Below are 22,422 nucleotides of genomic sequence, written 5' to 3' on the forward strand. Positions count from 1 at the left end.
CGGTTTCATGTCAGCGCTCCAGGGTGTCGAATTGAATGCGCGGATCGACCCACACATAGCAGAGATCGGAGATCAGCTTGGTCGCGAGCCCGATCAGCGTGAACAGGTACAGCGTGCCGAGCACGACCGGATAGTCGCGCCGCACGACCGATTCGTACGACAGCAGCCCGAGGCCGTCGAGCGAGAACAGCGTCTCGATCAGCAGGCTGCCGGTGAAGAACGCGCCGATGAACGCAGCCGGGAAGCCGACGATCAGCGGCAGCATCGCGTTGCGGAACACGTGCTTCCACAGCACGCTGCGCTCGGAGAGCCCCTTCGCGCGCGCGGTCAGCACGTATTGCCGGCGGATCTGGTCGAGGAACGCATTCTTCGTGAGCATCGTGACGACCGCGAAGCTGCCGACGACCGAGGCCGTGATCGGCAGCGCGATGTGCCACAGGTAATCGAGCACCTTGCCGACGAGCGACAGCTGCGCGAAGTTGTCCGACGTGAGCCCGCGCAGCGGGAACAGCTGCCAGAACGAGCCGCCGCCGAACAGCACGAGCAGCAGCACGCCGAGCACGAAGCCCGGAATCGCATAGCCGACGAGCACGACGAGGCTCGTCGCGACGTCGAACGGCGAACCGTTGCGCACCGCCTTCGCGATGCCGAGCGGCACCGATATGAGGTACGTGAGGAAGAACGTCCACAAACCGATGCTGATCGACACGGGCAGCTTCTGCACGATCAGCGACCACACGCTCTGGTGGCGGAAATAGCTGTCGCCGAGATCGAAGCGTGCGAAGCGCTTCAGCATCAGCCAGTAGCGTTCGAGCGGCGGTTTGTCGAAACCGTACAGCGCCTTGAGCTGCGCGAGCTGCTGCGCGTCGACGCCGGTATGCGCACGCATCCCGAATGGCGCCGCACCCGGTTCCGTCGCGCCCTTGCGCAATTCCTGCACGGCCTGTTCGACGGGGCCGCCCGGCACGAACTGGATCACCGCGAACGTGAGGGTCAGCACGCCGATGAGCGTCGGGATCATCAGCAGCAGGCGTTTGAGGATGTAGCTCCACATAGGGCGTCGACTCGCGATCGGTAGGCGGGGTTGGACGTTAGGGCGGCGTGGCTCAGTGATCGGGCTTCGCCCACCAGGTCGACACGACCCAGCCCTCGGCCGAATAGTACAGCGGCAGCGTCTGCGGATAGGCCAGCGTGCGCTTGTACGCGATCCGGTGCGTCGTGCTGTACCACTGCGGGACCGCGTAGTAGCCGTGCATCAGCACGCGGTCGAGCGCGTGCGTCGCGTCGAGCAGCTCGTCGCGCGTCTGCGCGACGGCGAGCGCGTGCAGCAGTACGTCGACGGCCGGTGACTTCAGGCCAATGACATTGTCCGACCCCGGCTCATCCGCGAACTTGCTGGCATAACGTGCGAACTGCTCGGCACCCGGCACCTGCACCCCGACGTAACGGATCGGTGTCACGTCGTAGTCAAACGCGTCCAGGCGCTTTTGCAGCAGCGCGTAATCGGCCGTGCGAAAGCGTACGTCGATGCCGAGCTTCGCAAGATTGCGCTGGTAAGCCGCCACGATCGCCTTGAACGGGGAGCCCGCGTCGTCAAGGATCTCGAATGTGAAGGGCTCTCCCCGCGCGTTGCGCAACGCGCCGTCACGATAGGTCCAGCCCGCCTGCTCGAGCAACGCACGCGCCTTCAGCAAGTTCGCGCGCAGCGAATTGGGCGGGTTCGTACTCGGCTGCACGACCATCGGACCGAACACGGCCGGATCGAGTTGCGCGCGCAACGGTTCAAGCAGCTTGAGTTCGCCCGCCCCCGGCAAGCCGGTTGCCTGCAAGTCGGTATCGGCAAAGTAACTGTCGAGGCGCGTATAAGCGCCATAGAACAGTTGACGGTTCAGCCATTCGAAGTCGAGCGCGAGATCGAGCGCCTGGCGCACACGCACATCGCGAAACAGCGGCCGGCGCAGGTTCATGAAGAAACCCTGCATGCCCGCGCCGTTGTGCTGCCGAAACTCGCGCTTGATCAACTCGCCACTGTCGAAACGCTTGCCGATATCCTGCCGCACCCAATTGCGCGCAATGTTCTCGACAAGCACATCGTATTCGCCTGCCTTGAACGCCTCGAGCCGCGCGACACCTTCTCCGTAGAGCTTGTAGGCGATCCGCTCGAAGTTGTTGGTGCCCACCCGTACCGGCAGGTCGGCGCCCCAGTATGCCGGGTCGCGCCGATAGGTGATGTTCCGGCCGTTGTCGTAACGCTCGATCAGGTACGGGCCGCTGCCGATCGGCTGCTCGAACGCGAGCTGGTCGAACGGGATGCGCGAGCCGTCCGCGCGCAATCCCCACTTGTGCGAGAACACCGGTACACCGCCGGCGATCAGCGGCAGTTCGCGGTTCGCGCTGCGGAACTCGAAGCGCACGGTGGCCGGATCGACGACCACGGCCTTCGTGATCTCTGCGAAATACGCGCCGAACTGCGGCGCGGCCAGCTTGCTCTTCAGCGTATCGAACGAGAACTTGACGTCGTCGGCGGTGACACGATCGCCGTTCGAGAAACGTGCGCGCGGATTCAGGTGGAACGTGACCGAACGGCGGTCCGGCGCGATGTCGATGTCGTCGGCGAGCAGCCCGTACGCGGACGCCGGCTCGTCCGAGCTGCCGGTCGCGAGGCTCTCGAACAGCATGTCGATGCCCGGCGCGGCATTGCCGCGCATCGTGAACGGGTTGAACTTGTCGAACGACGTCAGCCGGTTCGGGTTCGCCAGCACGAGCGTGCCGCCCTTCGGCGCATCGGGGTTGACGTAGTCGAAATGCTTGAAGCCCGGCGGATATTTCGGCTCGCCGTACTGTGCAATGGCGTAGGCCGCGTGCGCAGCGGTCGCGGCCAGCACCGCTTGCAGCGCGAACACCGCGGCCGTGCGGCCGGCAGCCCGTACGGCACGCATCGCACCGGAGCGGACACGCGCGGCGGCGGCCCGGGGCGAACCCTTCGTCATAGAGGCCCTGTCGGTCGAATGAGGGTAGTAACGAGGGACGATTCTACCCATTCAAGCCGGCGAGCCAAAAGAAAACCGCCACGCGGGCGGTTTCTTCACGAGCGGATCGCGGGCGCGCGCATCAGGCGGGCGCGCCCTGCCGATCAGTGCCAGCCGTTGTGGCGGCCGTTGTCCCAGTGGCCACGATCGCCGCGATCACCCCCCCAGCCGCGGCCGTGATGGCGGTACCACTCGTCACGGCCCCAGTAGCGACGGCCGTCCCAGTAGCGGTCGCCATGCCAGCCGATCACGATGGTCGGCCCCGGCGCGTAGACAGGGGCCGGCGCGTAGACCGGCGCAGGCTGATAGACGACCGGCGGCGGAGGCGGCGGCGCATACACGGGTGCGGGCGCGACGTAGACCGGCGCCGGAACGCCGAGATTGATCCCGACATTGACTCCTGCCATTGCTGCGCCCGACACGAGCAAGGCCGTCATACCGGTCAAGAGCGAGGCAACACGCAAAGTCTTCATGGATTCCTCTTCTGGTTGTTTCATGTGTGATTCGACTATAACGGCAAGCGCCGTCTCCGCATATTTCCACTTTGTAAGAACTGATGCGCCGCATCGCAACGAGGAGCCCGCGCTAACGTCTTGTAACAATCGACGCCCGTCCTGCCCCTCGCGCCCGTTTCCTAAAACATCTTTCATCCTGGCCGGCGCCCCGCGTTAAGCGGCGCCACGCACACTGCGCGAGCCGAATCGGGCTCCCGCCGCGCTTCGGCACTTCGCTGACAGGCCGGCGCCCCGCGCCGGCGGAGAACTCGCCGATGCTGAAACTCGTCCGACTGGCGCTCGCGCGCCCCTACACGTTCATCGTCCTCGCACTGCTGATCCTGATCGCGGGGCCGCTCGCGGCGCTGCGCACGCCGACGGACATCTTCCCCGACATCCGGATTCCGGTCATCAGCGTCGTGTGGAATTACTCGGGCCTGCAGCCGGCCGACATGGCCGGGCGCATCGTCACCTACTACGAGCGCACGCTCGGCACGACGGTCAACGACGTTGCGCACATCGAGTCGCAGTCGTTCCGCAGCTTCGGGATCGTCAAGATCTTCTTCCAGCCGACCGTCGACATCCGCACCGCGACCGCGCAGGTCACGTCGATCTCGCAGACCGTGCTCAAGCAGATGCCGCCGGGCACCACGCCACCGCAGATCCTCAACTACAACGCATCGACCGTGCCCGTGCTGCAGCTGGCGCTGACGAGCGACACACTGAACGAACAGCAGCTCGGCGACTACGCGACCAACGTGATCCGGCCTCAGCTGCTGTCCGTCGCCGGTGTCGCGATTCCGTCGCCGTACGGCGGCAAGGTGCGCCAGGTGCAGATCGATCTCGACCCGCAGGCGCTGCAGGCCAAGGGGCTGTCCGCGCAGGACGTCGCGACCGCGCTGGCGCAGCAGAACCAGATCATCCCGGCCGGCACGCAGAAGATCGGCGGCTTCGAATACAACATCCGGCTCAACGACAGCCCGCTGACCATCGACCAGCTCAACGCGCTGCCGATCCGGTCCGTGAACGGCGCGGTGATCTTCATGCGCGACGTCGCGCACGTCCGCGACGGTTATCCGCCGCAGGGCAACATCGTGCGCGTCGACGGCCGTCGCGCGGTGCTGATGAGCGTGCTGAAAAGCGGCTCGGCGTCGACGCTCGACATCATCTCGGGCGTCAAGGCGCAGTTGCCGCGCATCGAGGCGACCCTGCCGCCGTCACTCAGGCTCGTCGTGATGGGCGACCAGTCCGTGTTCGTCAAGGGCGCCGTGAGCGGCGTGGCGCGCGAAGGCCTGATCGCCGCCGCGCTCACGTCCGCGATGATCCTGCTGTTCCTCGGCAGCTGGCGCTCGACGCTGATCATCGCCGCCTCCATTCCGCTCGCGGTGCTGGCCGCGATCGCGGCGCTCGCGGCCGCGGGCGAGACGCTCAACGTGATGACGCTCGGCGGACTCGCGCTCGCGGTCGGCATTCTCGTCGACGATGCCACCGTCACGATCGAGAACGTCAACTGGCACCTCGAACAGGGCAAGAACGTGCGCGATGCGATCCTCGACGGCGCGTCGCAGATCGTCGCGCCGGCCTTCGTGTCGCTGCTGTGCATCTGCATCGTGTTCGTGCCGATGCTGCTGCTCGATGGCGTGGCCCGCTTCCTGTTCGTGCCGATGGCCGAAGCCGTGATCTTCGCGATGATCGCGTCGTTCGTGCTGTCGCGCACGTTCGTGCCGATGATGGCCCGTTACCTGTTGAAGCCGCATGCCGCGCATCCGGAAGCCGTGCTCGCGCCACACGGCGCGCCGTTCCCGCCGCCGCACTCGCGCAATCCGCTCGTCGCGTTCCAGCAGGGGTTCGAACGCCGCTTCGCCGCGTTGCGCGCCGGCTACCGCACGGTGCTCGGCCTCGCACTCGCCCATCGCGCACGCTTCGTCGCGTTGTTCCTGGCCGCGGTCGCGGTGTCGTTCGTGCTGGTGCCGTGGCTCGGCCGCAATTTCTTCCCGTCGGTCGACGCGGGCGAAATCGCGATCCACGTGCGCGCACCGATCGGCACGCGCATCGAGGAAACGGCCGCCTTGTTCGACCACGTCGAGCAGACGGTGCGCCGCGTCGTGCCGCCGCGCGCGGTCGCGAGCATCGTCGACAACATGGGGCTGCCGAACAGCGGGATCAACCTCACGTACAGCAACAGCGGCACGATCGGCCCGCAGGACGGCGACATCCTCGTGTCGCTCACGGGCGACCACGCGCCGACGGCCGACTACGTCAAGCAGTTGCGTACGGTGCTGCCGCGCACGTTTCCCGGCGCGACGTTCTCGTTCCTGCCCGCCGACATCGTGAGCCAGATCCTCAACTTCGGCGCGCCCGCCCCGATCGACGTGCAGGTGACGGGCCCCGACCGTGCCGCCAACCGCGCCTATGCCACCGCGCTGTTGCGGCGTATCCGCCGCGTGCCCGGGGTTGCCGACGCGCGTGTCCAGCAGGCGTCGACCTATCCGCAGTTCACGGTATCGGTCGACCGCACGCGTGCCGCGCAACTCGGCATCACCGAGCAGGATGTCACCAATGCCGTGGTGGCGAGCCTGTCCGGCACGAGCCAGGTGTCGCCGACCTACTGGCTCGATCCACACAACGGCGTGTCGTATCCGATCGTCGCGCAGACGCCCCAGTACCGGATGACGTCGCTGTCGGACCTGCGCGCGCTGCCCGTCACGGGCCGCACGGGCGCGCCGCAACTGCTCGGCGGTCTCGCGACGATCGTGCGCGGACAGACCGACGCGGTCGTGTCGCACTACGACATCGCACCGCTGTACGACATCTTCGCGACGACGCAGGATCGCGATCTCGGTGCGGTCAGCGCCGACATCGAACGCGTGCTGCGCGACAGCGCGGCCGGCTTGCCCAAGGGATCGCGCGTCACCGTGCGCGGCCAGGTACAGACGATGAACAGCGCATTCGGCGGGCTGCTCGCGGGCCTCGCCGGCGCGATCCTGCTGATCTACCTGCTGATCGTCGTCAACTTCCATTCGTGGCGCGACGCATTCGTGATCGTGAGCGGCCTGCCCGCGGCGCTCGCCGGCATCGTCTGGATGCTGTTCGTCACGCGCACGCCGCTGTCGGTGCCGGCACTGACGGGCGCGATTCTGTGCATGGGGGTCGCGACCGCGAACAGCATCCTCGTCGTGACCTTCGCGCGCGAACGGCTCGCGCATACCGCCGACGCGGCCGTCGCCGCGCTCGAGGCCGGCTTCACGCGCTTTCGGCCCGTGATGATGACCGCGCTCGCGATGATCATCGGCATGGCGCCGATGGCGCTCGGTCTCGGCGACGGCGGGGAGCAGAACGCGCCGCTCGGCCGCGCGGTCATCGGCGGCCTGCTGTGCGCGACCGTCGCGACGCTGGTGTTCGTGCCCGTCGTGTTCAGCCTCGTCCACCGGCGCGATCGCGCGCCTCGTTCCGAATCCCTGCCCCTCACTCCGGGAGAACAACATGTCCACTGAATTCGACGTCCGCCCCCCTGGCACGCCGCGCTATCTGAAACCGCTCGCGATCGCGGGCGCCGTCGCCGCGCTCGCCGTCGCGGCGGCCGGACTCGTCGCACGCATGCACGATGCGCACGCGGTGGCCGCCTGGACCGTGCAACAGGCGATCCCGACCGTCGCGACGGTGGCACCGCAGCCGGCCGGGGCCGACGCGCTGGTGCTGCCGGGCCGGCTCGACGCGTACGTCGACGCGCCGATCTACGCGCGCGTGCCCGGCTATCTGCACGCGTGGTATGCCGACATCGGCGCGCATGTGAAGGCCGGCCAGTTGCTTGCGTCGATCGACACGCCCGATCTCGACCAGCAGTTGCAGCAGGCACGCGCCGACCTTCAAAGCGCCACGGCGAACGAACGGCTTGCGGCCGTCACGGCCGCCCGCTGGGCCGAGATGCTCGCACAGGATTCCGTCTCGCAGCAGGAAGCGGACGAGAAACGCAGCGACCTCGACGCCAAACGCGCGGCCGTCGCGGCAAGCACCGCCAACGTGCGACGGCTCGAAGCGCTCGAGTCGTTCAAGCGGCTCACCGCGCCGTTCGACGGCATCGTGACGGCCCGCAAGACCGATGTCGGCGCGCTGATCGATGCAGGCAGCGGCAACGGCGCCGAGCTCTTCACCGTCTCGGATGCGCGGCGGCTGCGACTGTACGTCCACGTCCCGCAAGACGACGCCGCCGCGATCCGCACTGGCATGCGTGTCGCGCTGACGGTCCCCGAGCGCCCCGGCATGACGTTCGACGCCACGCTCGCCGATTCCGCGCAATCGATCGACCCGGCCTCCGGCACGCTGCTCGCGCAATTCTCGATCGCCAACCCGGCGGGCACGCTGTTCCCGGGCGAATACGCGCAGGTGCGGATCGCGATGCCCGGCGCCGCGCATGCGCTGACGATTCCGGCCAGCACGCTGATCTTCCGCCACGACGGGCTGCAAGTTGCCGTGCTCGATGCAAGCGGGCATGCGCGGCTGCGCAACGTATCGATCGCGACCGATCTCGGCACGCGCGTCGAGATCGCGTCGGGGCTCGCGGCTGGCGACCGCGTGATCGACAATCCGCCCGATTCGCTCGCGGACGGCGATCCCGTGCGACTCGCCAGCGCCGCGACGACGGAGCGTGCGCATGGCTGACCGTCTGCTCGCTGTATGCCTGGGCAGTGTCGCGCTGCTCGCCGGCTGCTCGCTGGCGCCGACCTATCGCGCGCCGGCCGTTCCCGTGCCGACCGCGTTTCGCGAAACGGGGGCATGGGTCGATGCCGCACCGGCCGATCGCCTGCCACGTGACGGCTGGTGGCGCGTGTACGGCGACGCGACACTCGACCGGCTCGAACCGCTCGTGGCATGCGCGAATCCCGACCTGGCCGCCGCCGTCGCGCGGCACGACGAAGCCGCCGCGCTGTTCGACGAGGCGCATGCGGCATTGCTGCCGACCGTGGGTATCGATGCCGAGACCGACCGCGACCGTCAGTCAGCGCGCCGCCCGCTGCGCGGCAGCGGCCAGCCTGACACCTATGAGTCGAACACGCTCGAAGCGGGATTCGACTACGACGTCGATCTGTGGGGCAAGGTCCGCAACACGGTCGCGGCCGGCCGCGACGACGCGCAGGCGGCCGACGACGACCTCGCGTCGGTCCGGCTCAGCCTGCAGGCCGGCGTCGCCAGCACCTACTTCGACCTCGCGGGACTCGACCGTGAAGCGGACACGCTCGCGCAAACGATCGACACGTACCGCCGTGCATGGCAACTGACGGTCAGCCGCCATCGCGGCGGCCTCGCGTCGGGGCTCGACGTGTCGCGTGCGCAAACCCAACTCGCACTTGCGCAAGCGCGCGCGTCCGACATCGCGGCCCGTCGCGCGCTCGACGAGCATGCGATCGCGGCACTCGTCGGCGCATCCGCGTCGACGTTCTCGCTGCCGCCCGCTGCGGCGCTGCCGGGCGTGCCGTCGATTCCGACCGGGCTCGCATCGACGCTGCTCGAACGCCGGCCGGACGTCGCCGCCGCCGAACGCCGCGTCGCGGCCGCGAACGCGCGGATCGGCGTCGCACGCGCCGCCTACTTCCCGGACCTGTCGCTCGGCCTCGACGCCGGCTTCCAGAGCAATACGTTTTCGCCGTGGCTCGCTGCGCCAAACGAGATCTGGTCGATCGGACCGCGTCTCGCCATGACGCTGTTCGACGGCGGACGGCGTGCCGCCGGCGTACGCAACGCGCGTGCGCAGTTCGACGAACAGGGCGCACGCTATCGCGCCGTCGTGCTGCAGGCGTTCCGCCAGGTCGAGGACGATCTTGCGCAGTTGCACCGCCTCGGCGACGAATCGGACCAGGACGACGCGGCGCTCGTCGCGGCGCGGCATTCGCTTGCGCTGGCGATGTCGCGCTATCGCGACGGCGCGGTCAGCTATCTCGACGTGGTCACCGCGCAGACGACCGAACTCGATACGCAGATCGCGTCGCTCGACGTCGACGCCCGACGCCTGCAGGCATCCGTCGGGCTCGTACGCGCGCTCGGCGGCGGCTGGCACGACGCGCGTTCATGAACGTTTCTTCATCGGCACGCCGGGCGCCCGCAGGGGCGCACCCGATAACGTGTTTCAGGCCGGCATCGCATCCGCGACACCGGCCTTCGACCTTCGACAAGGATCACGCCATGAAGACATTGATGTTCGCCACCGCCCTTTCCGCGCTCTGCATCGCGCTGCCCGGCCGGGCCAGCGCGACGCAGCCCGACACCGCGGCTGCACCGCAGACGGTCGCCGCGACCGCGACCGCGCCGTTGTCGTCGCAACAACCGGCATGGAACCCACGGCCGGCAACGCCGCTGACACGCGCGCAAGTCTATCGCCAGCTCGTCCGCGCCGAACGCGACGGCCAGCTCGCGCAGCTCAACCGCGAACTCTATTCGCACTGACCGCACGCAATCGAACATGCCGCGCGACGCGCGGCATGCGTGCCATCCTCAAGCGCGACGCGATCCCGCGTCGTCATCCGCCCGCGTCGAACCTGAACCCGAATCGCGCGACCGTCTCGATACGCGCGGAAAAGGCATGCGCGGCCAGCTTGCGCCTCAACCGCACGACCAGCGCGTTGACCGTCTCGGGTTCGACATCGGCATCGCCCCACGCATAACGCAACACGGCATCGCGCCCGACCGGCCGCCCCGATTCGCGCAGCAGGCATTCGACGAGACGGAATTCCCGTGTGCTGAGCGCCAGCCGCCGGCCAGGCTCTTCGAGTGCGCGCGTGGTCGCGTCGAGCCGGACCGACTCGCGCATCGCGATGACGCCCGTGCGGCGCCACAGCGCCCGCAACCGCTCATGCAGTTCCACGAACGAACACGGATGCGCCAGACACACGTCGCAGCCGGCCTGCAGCATCTGCGCGCGCTGCGCGGCTGTCGCGCCGGCCACGATCGTCGCAATCGTCGCGCCTTCGGCCGATGCGGCGAGTCGCGGCAGTGCATCGAGGATCGCCGGGCCGGCAGCCGTGTCGGACGCCACGATCACGATGGCATCGAACCGCTCCTGCGTCGCCACGAAGCAGCCGTCGCGCCATCCGTCGACGCGCTCGACGCCATGCGTGCTCTCGCGAAATGCCTTGTCGAGCCGCGTGGCTTCCGGGTTCGGCGGGGAAATCAGCAGGATGCGCATCGACGGTTCCCTGACGCCGTCATGCGAGCGAGCGCGGCCAGCACTCGACCGTGATCGCCGCACCAGCCAGTGGCGCATCGCCGATTCGCAACTCGAAGCCGTGCACGCGCATCACCGCCGAGACGATGCTCAGTCCCAGTCCCGAGCCGCTCACATGCCGCGTGCGCTCGCCACGATAGAAGCGCTCGAGCACCGCGTCGCGCTCGTCGGGCGGGATGCCGGGCCCGGTGTCTTCGAACCGCACGAGCGGCCCGCTCGGTGTCGCATGGAGCGCCACGCGCACGCGCCCGCCTGGCGGCGTGAACTTGATCGCGTTGTCCGCAAGATTGCTGAACGCCTCGAACAGCAATGCGCGATCGCCATGAATACGGTCGACCGGTGTCGCGTCGAGCTCGAACGACACGTCGACGGCTTCGGCCAGCGGTTCGTAGAGCTCGCAGACGTCGCGCAGCAACACCGTGACGTCGACCGCGGCGAAGCCGCCGCGCCGGCTCAGCGTGCCGATCTCGGAGATGCGCAGCATTGCGCGAAAGCGCTCGAGCAACCGGTCGGTCTCGTCGCGCGCCGACGCGAGCAGTGCCGACGACGCAGGGTCGTCCGCGCAAAACGGCTGCTCCGCGAGCCGGGCCAGCATCGTGTGCACGCGGGCGAGCGGCGTGCGCAGATCGTGCGCGATACCGTCGCAGGTATGACGCACCTCGCCCATCAGCCGCTCGACTTCGTCGAGCATGTGGTTCACGAGATGCGCGAGCAGATCGAGTTCGTCATGGCGTCCGACCGGCAGCCGCTTGCCGAGATCGCCCTCGGCGATCTGCCGCGTGACGCGCCGGATCGCGGCGACGCGACGCATCTGCCGCATGCCGAGCATGCTGCCGCCCGCGATGCCCGCGATCAGGATCATCACGCCGCCGATCACGAGCCCGCGGATCGCGACATCGCGGATCTGGATGAAATGCGACAGGTCGCGCGCGACCACCAGCGTCATCCCGTTGTCGCGGCGTACGGCCATCGCGCGCGTGATCGGCGCGGGCTGGCCGTCGAGCGGCGCAAGCGTGCGGTTCAGCGTGCGCCCGTCGCGATCCGTGCGCAGCACCGGCAGCGTTGCAATGTCCCCGGCCACGCGGCGCCCGTTCGCGTCGAACAGCCCGTAGAAGCTGGTATGCATGTGCTCGTGCTCGAGCCGCCGATGGATCGCGAGCGGCAGCTCGGCATCGGGAATCGAATCGAAATAGATCAGTTGCCACGCGAGCACTTCGTCGGTGTCGCGCGTCATCGTGTGCGTCGCGGCCACGCTGATCACGCCCGCGAGCAGCAGCAGCGAAACCGAGAAGATCGCCGCATACGCGCACAGCCAGCGAAACGTCGTCGTGTGCCAGCGGCGCGTGAAGTTCGCCGCGCGAGCCGCATCCATCCTGGCCTCCGTCACGCGAGCATGTAGCCCGAGCCGCGCACCGTCTGGATCATCGGGTTCGCGCCGGGCGGATCGATCTTCTTGCGCAACCGGCCCATGTGGACGTCGATCAGGTTGGTGCCGGGATCGAAGTGATAGCCCCACACGGTTTCGAACAGCATCGTGCGCGTGATCGTCTGGCCCGCATTGCGCATCATGAATTCGAGCACGCGGAATTCGGTCGGCAACAGCGGAATCTCGTCGGCCCCGCGACGCGCGCAGCGCGAAATGAGGTCGAGCTCGAGCGCACCGACCTTCAACAGCGTCTGCTGCGGCACGCCCGACGCCTGCCGGCGACGCAGCAGCACCTCGATGCGGGCGCTCAGCTCGCCGGAATCGAACGGCTTCGTCAGGTAATCGTCGCCGCCCGCGCGCAACCCGCGGATGCGCTCGTCGACATCGCCGAGCGCGCTCAGCATCAGCACCGGCGTATCGATGCCGACCGTGCGCATCGCGGTCAGGATCGCGAGGCCGTCCGCGCCCGGCAGCATCCGGTCGAGCGTGATCGCGTCGTACGATGCGCTCATCGCGCGCAGCATGCCTTCGCGGCCGTTGTCGATCCACTCGACCTCGAACCCGCGCGCGGTCAGTTCGCCGACGATTTCGTTCGCGGTCACCGCATCATCCTCGACCGTCAGTACTCGCATGGTTGCCCTCGCAATGAACGTCATGACGGGCGCACGCCATGCGCCCGCGACTATCGTAGACGACCCGGTCGCCGTCCGGCGTTACATGAAAATTGCTTCATCCAGCCCCTCGGCGCACGGGTAAAAGATGTTTCATCCGGGCGTCGCCCGCCCCGTCGCGGGTGCCGCCTACGCTGACGTCATGCGGCATCGGGCCGCGAAACCAGGAGCCACCGGATGAAACTGTCGACTACCGTCGCCTGCATGCTGCTCGCATGCGCCAGCACCGCCGCGTTCGCGGCACCTCACCTGACGCCGCAGGAATGCAACGCTTACCCGTTCGTCCACACCGGCCACGACGTCACGCGTACCGACCTCGTGCGCGAACTGACCGAACTCGAACAGGTCGGCTACGATCCCGCGCACGCGAGCCCCTACTACCCCGACGATCTCGACGGTGCGAAGCATCGGCTCGCCGCCGAGTACCGTGCGGACTGCACGCATGCGCTGACGGCCGATGCCGGCACCCCGCACTGACCCCGCTGCCCGGCGCATCCCGGCCGGAAAAAACAAAAAGGCGGCACTCGCGTGCCGCCTTTTGTTCATGAAAGCGCATGGAATTCGACCGCTGCGCCGCGATGCCGCTCAGCGCGACATCATGTTCATGCTGACGTTGTGCATCACCCACAGCGTGCCGATGATCAGGATCGCCGCGGTCAGCACCGTGTAGCTGAACGCCATCACGTTCCAGCGCTGGCCCGACGAGCCGTTCATGTGCAGGAAGTACACGAGGTGCACGACGATCTGCACGAACGCGAGCACGGCAAGCGCGATCAGCGACGCGTGCGGCGACAGCACGCCGCCCATCACGAGGCCGAACGACGCGGCCGTGAGCAGCACCGACAGGATGAAACCGGCGAAGTAGCCGCCGACGCTGCCGTGCCCTTCTTCGAGTTGAGACGAATGCGAATGGGCCATTTAGATCACGCTCGCGAGATAGACAAAGGAAAACACGCAGATCCACACGATGTCGAGGAAGTGCCAGAAGAGGCTCAGGCACGTCAGGCGTCGCAGGTCGCGATCGGTCAGGTCGCCGCCGCGGAACACGATCTGCCCGGCGAGCACGATCATCCACAGCAGGCCGGCCGTCACGTGCAGCCCGTGCGTGCCGACCAGCGTGAAGAACGCCGACAGGAACGCGCTGCGTTGCGGGCCCGCGCCTTCCGCGATCAGGTGCGAGAACTCGCGCAGTTCCATCGCGAGGAACGCCGCGCCGAGCACGAACGTCACCGCGAGCCACGCGAGCAGCGCACCGCGCCGCTGCTTGTACGCCGCGAGCATCGCGAAACCGTACGTGATGCTCGACAGCAGCAGCGCGGCGGTTTCCACCGCGACGCCCGGAATGTCGAACAGGTCTTTCGCGGTCTGGCCGCCCGCATACTGGTGGCCGAGCACCGCGAACGTCGCGAACAGCGCCGCGAAGATCACGCAGTCGGTCATCAGGTACAGCCAGAACCCGAACACCGAGTGCGACGGCGGATGGTCGTCGTGCTCGAGCAGGGTTGCGCTCAAGGTTTTCTGCAACATCAGTTGGCCTCCAGTTCCACGTCGTCGACGCGCGCAGCCACGCGCTTCGTCGGCTGCTTGTCTTCGATCTTCCGCACCGTCGACGCGGGGATGTAATAGCCGTCGTTATCGCGCGAGCTGTAGATCACGAGCGTCGCGATGATCCCGACGAGCCCGCCGATCGCCATCCACCAGATGTGCCACACCAGCGCGAAGCCGAGCACCAGGCTGAAGATCGCGATCACGAGACCCGCGCAGGTATTCGACGGCATGTGGATGTCGCGAATCGACGCCGGGTTCGGCCGGCCTTCGCCGCGTGCCTTCATGTCCGCATACGCGTCGAGCGTGCGCACCTGCGGGATCACCGCGAAGTTGTAGTCGGCCGGGGGCGACGAGGTTGCCCATTCCAGCGTGCGGCCACCCCACGGATCGCCCGTCGTGTCGCGGTACTCGGGCAGGTTGCGGTTACGGATGCTGACCACCAGTTGCAGCAGCTGGCAGGCGATGCCGATCGCGATCAGCACGGCGCCGAACGCGGCGACCAGCAGCCACGGATGCCAGGCCGGGTTGTCGTAGTGGTTGATCCGGCGCGTCATGCCCATGAAGCCGAGCACGTAGAGCGGCACGAATGCAACGTAGAAACCGATCTGCCAGAACCAGAACGCGGCCTTGCCGAGCTTCTCGTTCAGCTTGAAGCCGAACGCCTTCGGGAACCAGTAGTTGAAGCCCGCGAGATAACCGAACAGCACGCCGCCGATGATCACGTTGTGGAAGTGCGCGATCAGGAACAGGCTGTTGTGCAGCACGAAGTCCGCGCCGGGAATCGCCATCATCACGCCGGTCATGCCGCCGAGCGTGAACGTGACCATGAAGCCGATCGTCCACAGCACGGGCGTCGTGAATTCGATCCGGCCGCGATACATCGTGAACAGCCAGTTGAACACCTTCACGCCGGTCGGGATCGCGATGATCATCGTCATGATGCCGAAGAACGCGTTCACGTTCGCACCCGAGCCCATCGTGAAGAAGTGGTGCAGCCACACGAGGAACGACAGCACCATGATCGCGCAGGTCGCATACACCATCGTCTTGTAGCCGAACAGCGGCTTCTTCGCGAACGTCGCGATGACTTCCGAGAAAATGCCGAACGCCGGCAGGATCAGGATGTACACCTCAGGGTGACCCCATGCCCAGATCAGGTTCAGGTACAGCATCGCGTTGCCGCCGGCTTCATTCGTGAAGAAGTGCATGCCGAGGTAACGGTCGAGGCCGAGCAGCGCGAGCGTCGCGGTCAGGATCGGGAACGACGCCATGATCAGCACGTTCGTGCAGAGCGCGGTCCACGTGAACACCGGCATCTTCATCAGCGTCATGCCCGGCGCGCGCATCTTGATGATCGTCACGAAGAAGTTCACGCCGGTCAGCAGTGTGCCGACGCCCGAGATCTGCAGCGCCCACAGGTAGTAGTCGACCCCTACCCCCGGACTGAACTGCAGCTCCGACAGCGGCGGATACGCGAGCCAGCCGGTCTGCGCGAATTCACCGATCACGAGCGAAACGTTGATCAGGATCGCGCTGACGGCCGTCATCCAGAACGAGAGCGAGTTGATGAACGGGAATGCGACGTCGCGCGCGCCGATCTGCAGCGGCACGATCAGGTTCATCAGGCCGACCATGAACACCATCGCCATGAAGAAGATCATGATCACGCCGTGAGCCGTGAAGACCTGGTCATAGTGGTGCGGCGGCAGGTAGCCGGGCCCGTTGTACGCGAGCGCGAGCTGCATGCGCATCATGATCGCGTCGGCGAAGCCGCGCAGCAGCATGATCAGCGCGACGATGATGTACATCACGCCGAGTCTCTTGTGGTCGACCGTGGTCAGCCATTCCGTCCACAGCCATTTCCACCGGCCGGTGATCGTCAGCGCGGCGAGAATGCCCAGCACGACCAGCCCCATGAAGGCACCGGCCCCCATGATGATGGGCTGATCGAACGGGATCGCCGAGAGTGTGAGTTTGCCGAACATGCGTTACCCCTTCGTGCCGCAGGCGGCGTCCTTCAGGTCGAGGACGTGGCCATCGTTGTATTTCGCGATGATGTTGTGGAAGAGTCGCGGATCGACCGACGAGAAGTAGCGCACGGGCGCCTTCTCGCTCGGTTGCGCGACGGTGCCGTACACGGTCGCGTCGAGCCGGTCCGGCGACGCCTTCACCTTCTGCACCCATGCATCGAACTGTTCGCGTGGCTCGGCGAGCGTGCGGAACTTCATGTCGGAGAAGCCGCGGCCGCTGAAGTTGGCGGACGTGCCCGCGTAGTTGCCGGGCTCGTCGGCGATCAGGTGCAGGCGCGTCTGCATGCCGGCCATCGCGTAGACCTGGCCGCCGAGCTGCGGAATGAAGAACGAGTTCATCACCGAATCCGACGTGATGCGGAAGTTCACCGGCGTGCCGACCGGAATCGCGAGCTGGTTCACCGACGCGATGCCGAGTTCCGGATAGATGAACAGCCACTTCCAGTCGAGCGCGACGACCTCGACGTCGATCGGCTTCACCGACGACTCGAGCGGCTTGTACGGGTCGAGCTCGTGCGTGGTCTTCCACGTGAGCACGGCGAGGAACAGGATGATCAGCGTCGGCACCGTCCAGATCACGACCTCGATCGCGGTCGAGTGCGACCAGTTCGGCGCGTAGGTGGCGTTGCGGTTCGACGCGCGGTAACGCCACGCGAACCACAGCGTGAGCAGGATCACCGGAATGACGACGATCAGCATCGCCCAGGTGGACGTTGCGATCAGCGCCTTTTCGGCAGCGCCCACGCTTCCTTTCGGATTTAGTACATCTAAATTACAGCCTGACAGGCTCAAAGCCGCGCCGATCGACATCAGCGCCACTCCGCCTTTTGAAGCTTTTCTTTTCATCACACAGCCCGAGGGTCATTGAATCCGTTTGCGTACGCCCGATGCGCATTCGATCCACGAAAGTGGCCGAATCATACGTCGCGCGAGTGCGATGAAAAACCAGCTAATGCGGAAAATCATCATTGCAGAATCTGCCGTGAGACAGATTGTCGCGGGGCAATTTCACGCAGCCGAAAGCGGGCCCGGCGCTGCCTGCGCCGGACCGCGATCGATGCGCGTGCAACGACCGCACCGCCGTGCGATGCGCCCCGCTCGCGCGACGTGCCGCGCTCAGATGCGCGTCGACGCCATGTACGACGGCTGCGGCTGCGCAGGGCCATCCCCGGTCGGCAGCTTCGAATGGCTCGCGTCTTCGATCAGCCTGCCGACGGTCGGATCGATCGCATCGGTGAACGGCTTCGGATCGATGCCGACCGCCAGCACGACCAGTGCGAGCGACGCAAACATCACGATCTCGCGCCGGTTCAGGTCGGCGAGCTTCGCGATTCGCTGGCTTGCGACCTTGCCGAACACGACGCGCTTGAGCATCCACAGCGTGTACGACGCGCTGAGGATCAGCGTCAGCGCCGCGATGGCGCCGATCCAGAAATTGAAGCGGATCGCGCCCATGATGACCATGAACTCGCCGACGAACCCCGACGTGCCCGGCAGGCCGACGTTGGCCATCGCGAACAGCACCGTGAAGGTCGCGAAGCGCGGCATCACGCCCGCCACACCGCCGTACGCGGCGATCTCGCGCTGCTTCGTGCGATCGACGAGCACGTTCACGCACAACAGCATCGCGCCCGCGACGAAGCCGTACGACACGAGCTGCACGATCGCACCTTCGACGCCGATCCGGTTGAACAGGAACAGCCCGAGCGTCACGATCCCCATGTGCGCGACCGTCGAATACGCGAGCAGCTTGCCGAGATCGGTCTGCGCGAGCGCGATCAGGCTGGCATAGACGATCGCGAACAGCGACAGCGCGATCACGGCCGGTGCGAAGAAGTGGCTCGCATCGGGCGTGACCGGCAACGCGAAGCGCAGGAACCCGTAGCCGCCGAGCTTGAGCATCGCGAGCATCAGCGCGGCGCCGGTCGGGCCGTCGGTGTAGACGTCGCTCAGCCACGTGTGGACCGGCCACATCGGCACCTTGACCGCGAACGCGGCGAAGAAGCCGAGGAACACCAGCAACTGCGGTGCGAAGCCGAGCTGCAGCGTGCGCCACACGGCCATGTCGAACGTATGCGACTGCGCGTACAGGTACAGCATCGCCATCAGCAGCATCAGCGAGCCGGCGAACGAGATGAAGAAGAACTTCACGGCCGCGTACACGCGACGCTCCCGCCCCCACGTACCGATCAGCAGGTAAAGCGGGATCAGCGTCGCCTCGAAGAAGATGAAGAACAGCAGCCCGTCCTGTGCGACGAACACACCGACCATCAGCCCCGACAGGATCAGGAACGACGCGTAGTACTGCGCGACACGCACCGTGACCGACTCCCACGACGCCACCACCACCACGAGCGTCGTGAACGCGGTCAGCACGACGAGCCACAGCGACGCGCCGTCGATGCCGACCCGCCATCCGGAATTGAACGCCGCCAGCCAGTTGCGGCTTTCGACGAATTGCATCGCAGCCGAGTGCGCATCGAAACCGGCGACCAGCGGAACGACCGCCGCCAGCCCCACCAGCGCGCCGACGAGCGCAATCAGCCGCGTTCGACGTGGATGTTGATCGGAACCGGCGCGCAGCAGGCACGCGCCGAACAGGATCGGAGCCCAGATGGCCAGGCTCAGGAAGGGGAAATCATGCATGTCAACTAGGCCTTGATGAAGTCGCGCACTGCATCGGGGACAGGCGAGACGAAAGGAACGAAATCAAATCGACAGATAGATTTCGTGAATCGCCAGTGTTGGCAAAATGTAAAGCGACATCATCGGAAAACTTGACGCCGCTCAAACGCGATCGGGTTAACCAGCATAAGGCGATTGATTATTTTCTGCATCGCAGCAATGCGCAGATTTTTGGCGTCAGCCTAGGACCATGATTTTTATGAGTAATTTTTTGTATTGCCCGACGAGGACGATCGCGAAAAACGACGCAGCGCCGCATTTTTGACGTCGGCGTGCCATTTCGGAGGGTCGGAATGCGCTTGTTGGTGCCCGGCAGGACGGCGAGCATATGGCGCCGAATCCTTACATCAATACTTTCATTTATATTTCATTTTGCCTTACACGATGCAGGTCGAGCGAATGGTCGCTACGCCCGCATCCTTCACTTTCCAACCGCGATCATGGATGACTCGAGCGGCCCCATATGTGCGTCGTCACCGTGCGATGGCGGTCGTGTTGCGCGGGAAAATGGACAACGCGAGCGTCATCGCATCGACGATATTGCGCCCGTCGAGCATGTAGTTTGCGGCGGGCGGAGCCGACTTCGGCGCCGGCGTCGTGACGATCGCCTTGCGTCGCCACGCGCGACATCCTGCAATGCGCGCGAGTGGAGTACGACGGAGAACGTTTCGAGCGCGAGCAGCAATGCGCCCTGCGCCATCGCGACAAGTGGCGCGATGACTTTGAATCCCGCATCAACCTGACAGCCGCTCGCCAAGCGCCAACAAGAAGTCGGCGGCAAGCCGGGTGCGCGCAGAGGCTTGGCGAGCTTTCTCGTAGACCACCGACAAAGGGGCGCCGACACTCTTGAAGTCGCCGAGGACAGGAACAAGTCGCCCCGCGGCCAACGACGACGCGACGACATAATACGGAGCTTGCAAGATACCGCCCCCGGCTTCCGACAACGACAGGAGCGCTGACGCATGGTCGCTGGCCAACGGCCCCACGGGGAAATGGCGGTACTGATCCCCGCCACGAACAAACGTCCAGTCTCGGAATTGTCCGCTGTTGACCATCACATAACGCAGACAGACATGGTCGACCAGGTCGTCTGGCGTATCGGGCACACCCCGCGACTGCAGGTAGGCCGGCGAAGCGACCGTCACGAAGCGATGGGCGGGCAACGGGCGCGCCACCAGTCGGGAGTCAGGCACTTCTCCCAACATCACGGCCAGGTCGAAACGCTCGGCCGTCATGTCAACGTGACGATCCGTCAGGGCCAGTTCGATATCCAGCCCGGGATGTGCGCTCAGCCATTCACCGAGCGCAGGCGCCAGCACATACTGGCCGAAACTCACCGGGACGCAGAGCCGCAACTTGCCCCGCCATGGTTGCGACGCACCCGCAAGCCTGCTGCGAGCGTCCTCGATGTCCGTCATTCCCTGGCGGCAGACTGCAAAGAACAGCTCGCCATCCCCGGTCAAGGTGATCTGCCGCGGCGAACGGTGAAACAGCCGAACCCCCAGTTCAGCTTCGAGGCGTGCGACCGCCTTGCTCACGGCTGAGGGGCTGAGCTGAAGCAACCGTGCAGCACGCGTGAAATTGCCGGCCTCGGCAGCCCGGACAAAGGTGCTGATATCGGTAAATGGATCCACTCTGCCATTCCCTCAATTCACAATAAGTCTGAATTCTAAGGCCTTATCGTGACACTGGTTCATCCCTATAGTCGAACCCTCACTGATTGAAGAGGGGGTAGACATGTTGAAATTCACGCAAAGCTGGTTCTCGCGACTGTTCTTGTTGTCCGCCATGGCAACCGACGCCAGTGAGGCAGCCCCTCCATCGTCGCAGCCTGAAGTCAGCGTTGCCGCAGCTGCACGCCAACCGATACCCAACGTGCCGAACGACGGTCGATCCGCGCTGCTCATGATCGAATTTGTCAACGAATGGCTTGCTCCGGAAGGCAAATTGAGGCGGCTGATCAAGGATGAGCATCCGTTCTCCCAGTCGCAGGAAGCCGCCAAGCTTGCGCTGGCGGCAGCACGTCAAGCGGGCATGCCCGTGATTCACGCGACGCTGCAGATGTCCTCGGACTACCGAGAGTTGGGGCGTGCTCGATTCGGTCTGCGTGGCGCAATTCAAAAGGCCGGCACCTGGCAGAAGCAAGATAGCGGTTGGCAGTTCCATGGGCCGTATGCCCCGCTCGAAAATGAATTCGTTGTCAGCGGACGGGCGGGCGCCAGCGCTTTTTCCGCTTCCGACCTGGACAACTATCTGCGTGGCCAGGGCATCACACGGCTGTACCTTGCAGGCTATGCCACCCATGTATGCATTGAGTCGACCCTGCGCGCCGCGCACGATCTCGGCTATGAACCGATCGTGCTGAGTGATGCCACCGCGGCGTTCACCGACCAACAGCAACAACACGTGTTGAATGAGGTCGTCCATCATTTCGGCTGGGCCATGTCGACTCGCGTGTTCGTCGACAGTGTGTCTTGAAGCAGCCACCGCTTTGATAGTCGTTTTGATCGTTGTCGATCCGAGCCAAAAAACAAAACCCGGGAAGACCACAATCTTCCGGGGTTCAGCCGCCGTTACTGGCGGATACGGGGTCACACATACAAGAGTTGGAAAATTACCAGAAGATCAAGAATATCCCCACTCCGCACCCGCTGCGGAATAAAGGTGACTCGAGACGCCCATCGGGGCTGTCCATGCTCATGGACTTGCCAAGCGCCATCAGCACGGATCTCTCGTACGGACACTGAGTTCAAGGCCAACTGATCAGCCGCACCAAAACAGAAAGCACCCATCAGGGTGCTTTCTGTTTTGGAATTCCATTTTTCAATATGTGTGGTCGGATTTTATTGACCTGACCTTCTTGATGAAGCTCCACGGAATGAGGCCCGTGAGATATAAAAGTGCTGCTGGAACTAAGGCTAGCGAGCCACCCCTGGAGAAAGACACAAGAAGGAAGATTGTGCCGAGCGCCAAAGAAAAAAACAACAACGAATAGAATACCCCAAGCCCCTGACGGAATGTTTGCCCGTCAGATTGAGTAATCCCAATAATTATGTTTCTTGAAAACCAGCGCTCTATCCACAGCTTAACGGTGCCGCGGTCAATTTGACCATGCAAAACGCGGTCAAACTTCATGTCAATCCGAACATTGTTGATTTGCTGATTTCCGATTTTCAGGTAGGTGTATTTTTTCCACCGCCCATCAGCGCTGCTCACGCCACCTTCTATCAAACTCCCCTCATAGACCTGCATGCTCACCCCCGATACATATTGCGCAAAGAACGGGAACCATAAATTTAGCGATGGTTCGCCGTCTACGTGGA

At 65.3% G+C, this 22,422-nt stretch carries 19 protein-coding genes; 6 read left to right on the plus strand and 13 right to left on the minus strand.

The features are described from left to right. Positions 1-10: 10 nt before the first annotated feature. The 3 genes from ACN8ZM_RS11075 to ACN8ZM_RS11085 form a co-directional block, all read right to left on the minus strand. On the minus strand, positions 11-1,054 hold the full coding sequence (locus ACN8ZM_RS11075; protein ID WP_043189184.1) for a microcin C ABC transporter permease YejB: 1,044 nt from the start codon (positions 1,052-1,054) through the stop codon (positions 11-13). 52 nt (positions 1,055-1,106) lie between these two features. Then, positions 1,107-2,990, minus strand: coding sequence for an extracellular solute-binding protein (locus tag ACN8ZM_RS11080; RefSeq protein WP_420209971.1), 1,884 nt, complete (start codon positions 2,988-2,990; stop codon positions 1,107-1,109). 143 nt (positions 2,991-3,133) lie between these two features. Then, the gene (locus ACN8ZM_RS11085) at positions 3,134-3,502 is read right to left on the minus strand and encodes a hypothetical protein (protein ID WP_011352503.1); all 369 of its coding nucleotides are present in this window, start codon (positions 3,500-3,502) and stop codon (positions 3,134-3,136) included. Between the two features lie 296 nt (positions 3,503-3,798). Here ACN8ZM_RS11085 and ACN8ZM_RS11090 point away from each other — a divergent pair, with 296 nt between their 5' ends. The 4 genes from ACN8ZM_RS11090 to ACN8ZM_RS11105 all read left to right on the plus strand — a co-directional run bounded on the left by ACN8ZM_RS11090 (position 3,799) and on the right by ACN8ZM_RS11105 (position 9,961). After that, on the plus strand, positions 3,799-7,017 hold the full coding sequence (locus tag ACN8ZM_RS11090; RefSeq protein WP_420209972.1) for an efflux RND transporter permease subunit: 3,219 nt from the start codon (positions 3,799-3,801) through the stop codon (positions 7,015-7,017). Next, on the plus strand, positions 7,007-8,182 hold the full coding sequence (locus ACN8ZM_RS11095) for an efflux RND transporter periplasmic adaptor subunit (protein ID WP_420209973.1): 1,176 nt from the start codon (positions 7,007-7,009) through the stop codon (positions 8,180-8,182). Before ACN8ZM_RS11090 ends, ACN8ZM_RS11095 begins: the two co-directional genes overlap by 11 nt. After that, the gene (locus tag ACN8ZM_RS11100) at positions 8,175-9,590 is read left to right on the plus strand and encodes an efflux transporter outer membrane subunit (RefSeq protein WP_420209974.1); all 1,416 of its coding nucleotides are present in this window, start codon (positions 8,175-8,177) and stop codon (positions 9,588-9,590) included. Before ACN8ZM_RS11095 ends, ACN8ZM_RS11100 begins: the two co-directional genes overlap by 8 nt. 110 nt (positions 9,591-9,700) lie before the next feature. Continuing rightward, positions 9,701-9,961, plus strand: a complete 261-nt coding sequence (locus ACN8ZM_RS11105; protein WP_301769576.1) for a DUF4148 domain-containing protein — start codon at positions 9,701-9,703, stop codon at positions 9,959-9,961. A 73-nt stretch (positions 9,962-10,034) separates the two neighbouring features. Here ACN8ZM_RS11105 and ACN8ZM_RS11110 read toward each other — a convergent pair whose 3' ends face one another. From ACN8ZM_RS11110 to ACN8ZM_RS11120, 3 genes are read right to left on the minus strand one after another with little or no spacing between them, the layout of a single operon-like run. Further along, on the minus strand, positions 10,035-10,700 hold the full coding sequence (locus ACN8ZM_RS11110) for a response regulator transcription factor (RefSeq protein ID WP_420209975.1): 666 nt from the start codon (positions 10,698-10,700) through the stop codon (positions 10,035-10,037). A gap of 19 nt (positions 10,701-10,719) precedes the next feature. Continuing rightward, entirely contained in the window at positions 10,720-12,111 is a 1,392-nt protein-coding gene (locus ACN8ZM_RS11115; RefSeq protein ID WP_420209976.1) for a sensor histidine kinase, read from the minus strand. Between the two features lie 11 nt (positions 12,112-12,122). Beyond that, entirely contained in the window at positions 12,123-12,797 is a 675-nt protein-coding gene (locus ACN8ZM_RS11120) for a response regulator transcription factor (protein ID WP_043189293.1), read from the minus strand. 216 nt (positions 12,798-13,013) lie between these two features. Between ACN8ZM_RS11120 and ACN8ZM_RS11125 the strand changes: the two genes are divergently transcribed. After that, on the plus strand, positions 13,014-13,313 hold the full coding sequence (locus ACN8ZM_RS11125) for a DUF4148 domain-containing protein (protein ID WP_043189163.1): 300 nt from the start codon (positions 13,014-13,016) through the stop codon (positions 13,311-13,313). A gap of 108 nt (positions 13,314-13,421) precedes the next feature. Here the strand turns inward: ACN8ZM_RS11125 and cyoD are convergent, their stop codons facing one another. From cyoD to ACN8ZM_RS11155, 6 genes are all read right to left on the minus strand, one after another. Continuing rightward, positions 13,422-13,754, minus strand: a complete 333-nt coding sequence (gene cyoD / locus ACN8ZM_RS11130) for a cytochrome o ubiquinol oxidase subunit IV (protein WP_043189160.1) — start codon at positions 13,752-13,754, stop codon at positions 13,422-13,424. After that, entirely contained in the window at positions 13,755-14,363 is a 609-nt protein-coding gene (gene cyoC, locus ACN8ZM_RS11135) for a cytochrome o ubiquinol oxidase subunit III (RefSeq protein ID WP_043189157.1), read from the minus strand. Further along, a complete protein-coding gene (cyoB, locus tag ACN8ZM_RS11140) occupies positions 14,363-16,369 on the minus strand; it encodes a cytochrome o ubiquinol oxidase subunit I (RefSeq protein WP_043189155.1) in 2,007 nt (668 codons plus the stop codon). Before cyoB ends, cyoC begins: the two co-directional genes overlap by 1 nt. A gap of 3 nt (positions 16,370-16,372) precedes the next feature. Continuing rightward, positions 16,373-17,260, minus strand: coding sequence for a ubiquinol oxidase subunit II (gene cyoA, locus ACN8ZM_RS11145; protein WP_043189153.1), 888 nt, complete (start codon positions 17,258-17,260; stop codon positions 16,373-16,375). A 270-nt stretch (positions 17,261-17,530) separates the two neighbouring features. Then, on the minus strand, positions 17,531-19,060 hold the full coding sequence (locus tag ACN8ZM_RS11150) for a complex I subunit 4 family protein (RefSeq protein ID WP_420209977.1): 1,530 nt from the start codon (positions 19,058-19,060) through the stop codon (positions 17,531-17,533). A gap of 773 nt (positions 19,061-19,833) precedes the next feature. Further along, the gene (locus ACN8ZM_RS11155; RefSeq protein ID WP_420209978.1) at positions 19,834-20,733 is read right to left on the minus strand and encodes a LysR family transcriptional regulator; all 900 of its coding nucleotides are present in this window, start codon (positions 20,731-20,733) and stop codon (positions 19,834-19,836) included. A 103-nt stretch (positions 20,734-20,836) separates the two neighbouring features. Between ACN8ZM_RS11155 and ACN8ZM_RS11160 the strand changes: the two genes are divergently transcribed. After that, a complete protein-coding gene (locus ACN8ZM_RS11160; RefSeq protein ID WP_420209979.1) occupies positions 20,837-21,577 on the plus strand; it encodes a cysteine hydrolase in 741 nt (246 codons plus the stop codon). A 345-nt stretch (positions 21,578-21,922) separates the two neighbouring features. On the opposite strand, the gene ACN8ZM_RS11165 is transcribed toward ACN8ZM_RS11160, so the two are convergent. After that, positions 21,923-22,351 (minus strand): hypothetical protein, encoded by a 429-nt coding sequence (locus ACN8ZM_RS11165; RefSeq protein ID WP_420209980.1) that lies wholly within the window; start codon positions 22,349-22,351, stop codon positions 21,923-21,925. Between the last annotated feature and the right edge of the window lie 71 nt (positions 22,352-22,422).

The organism is Burkholderia aenigmatica (genome assembly GCF_048627025.1).
GTDB lineage: Bacteria > Pseudomonadota > Gammaproteobacteria > Burkholderiales > Burkholderiaceae > Burkholderia > Burkholderia aenigmatica.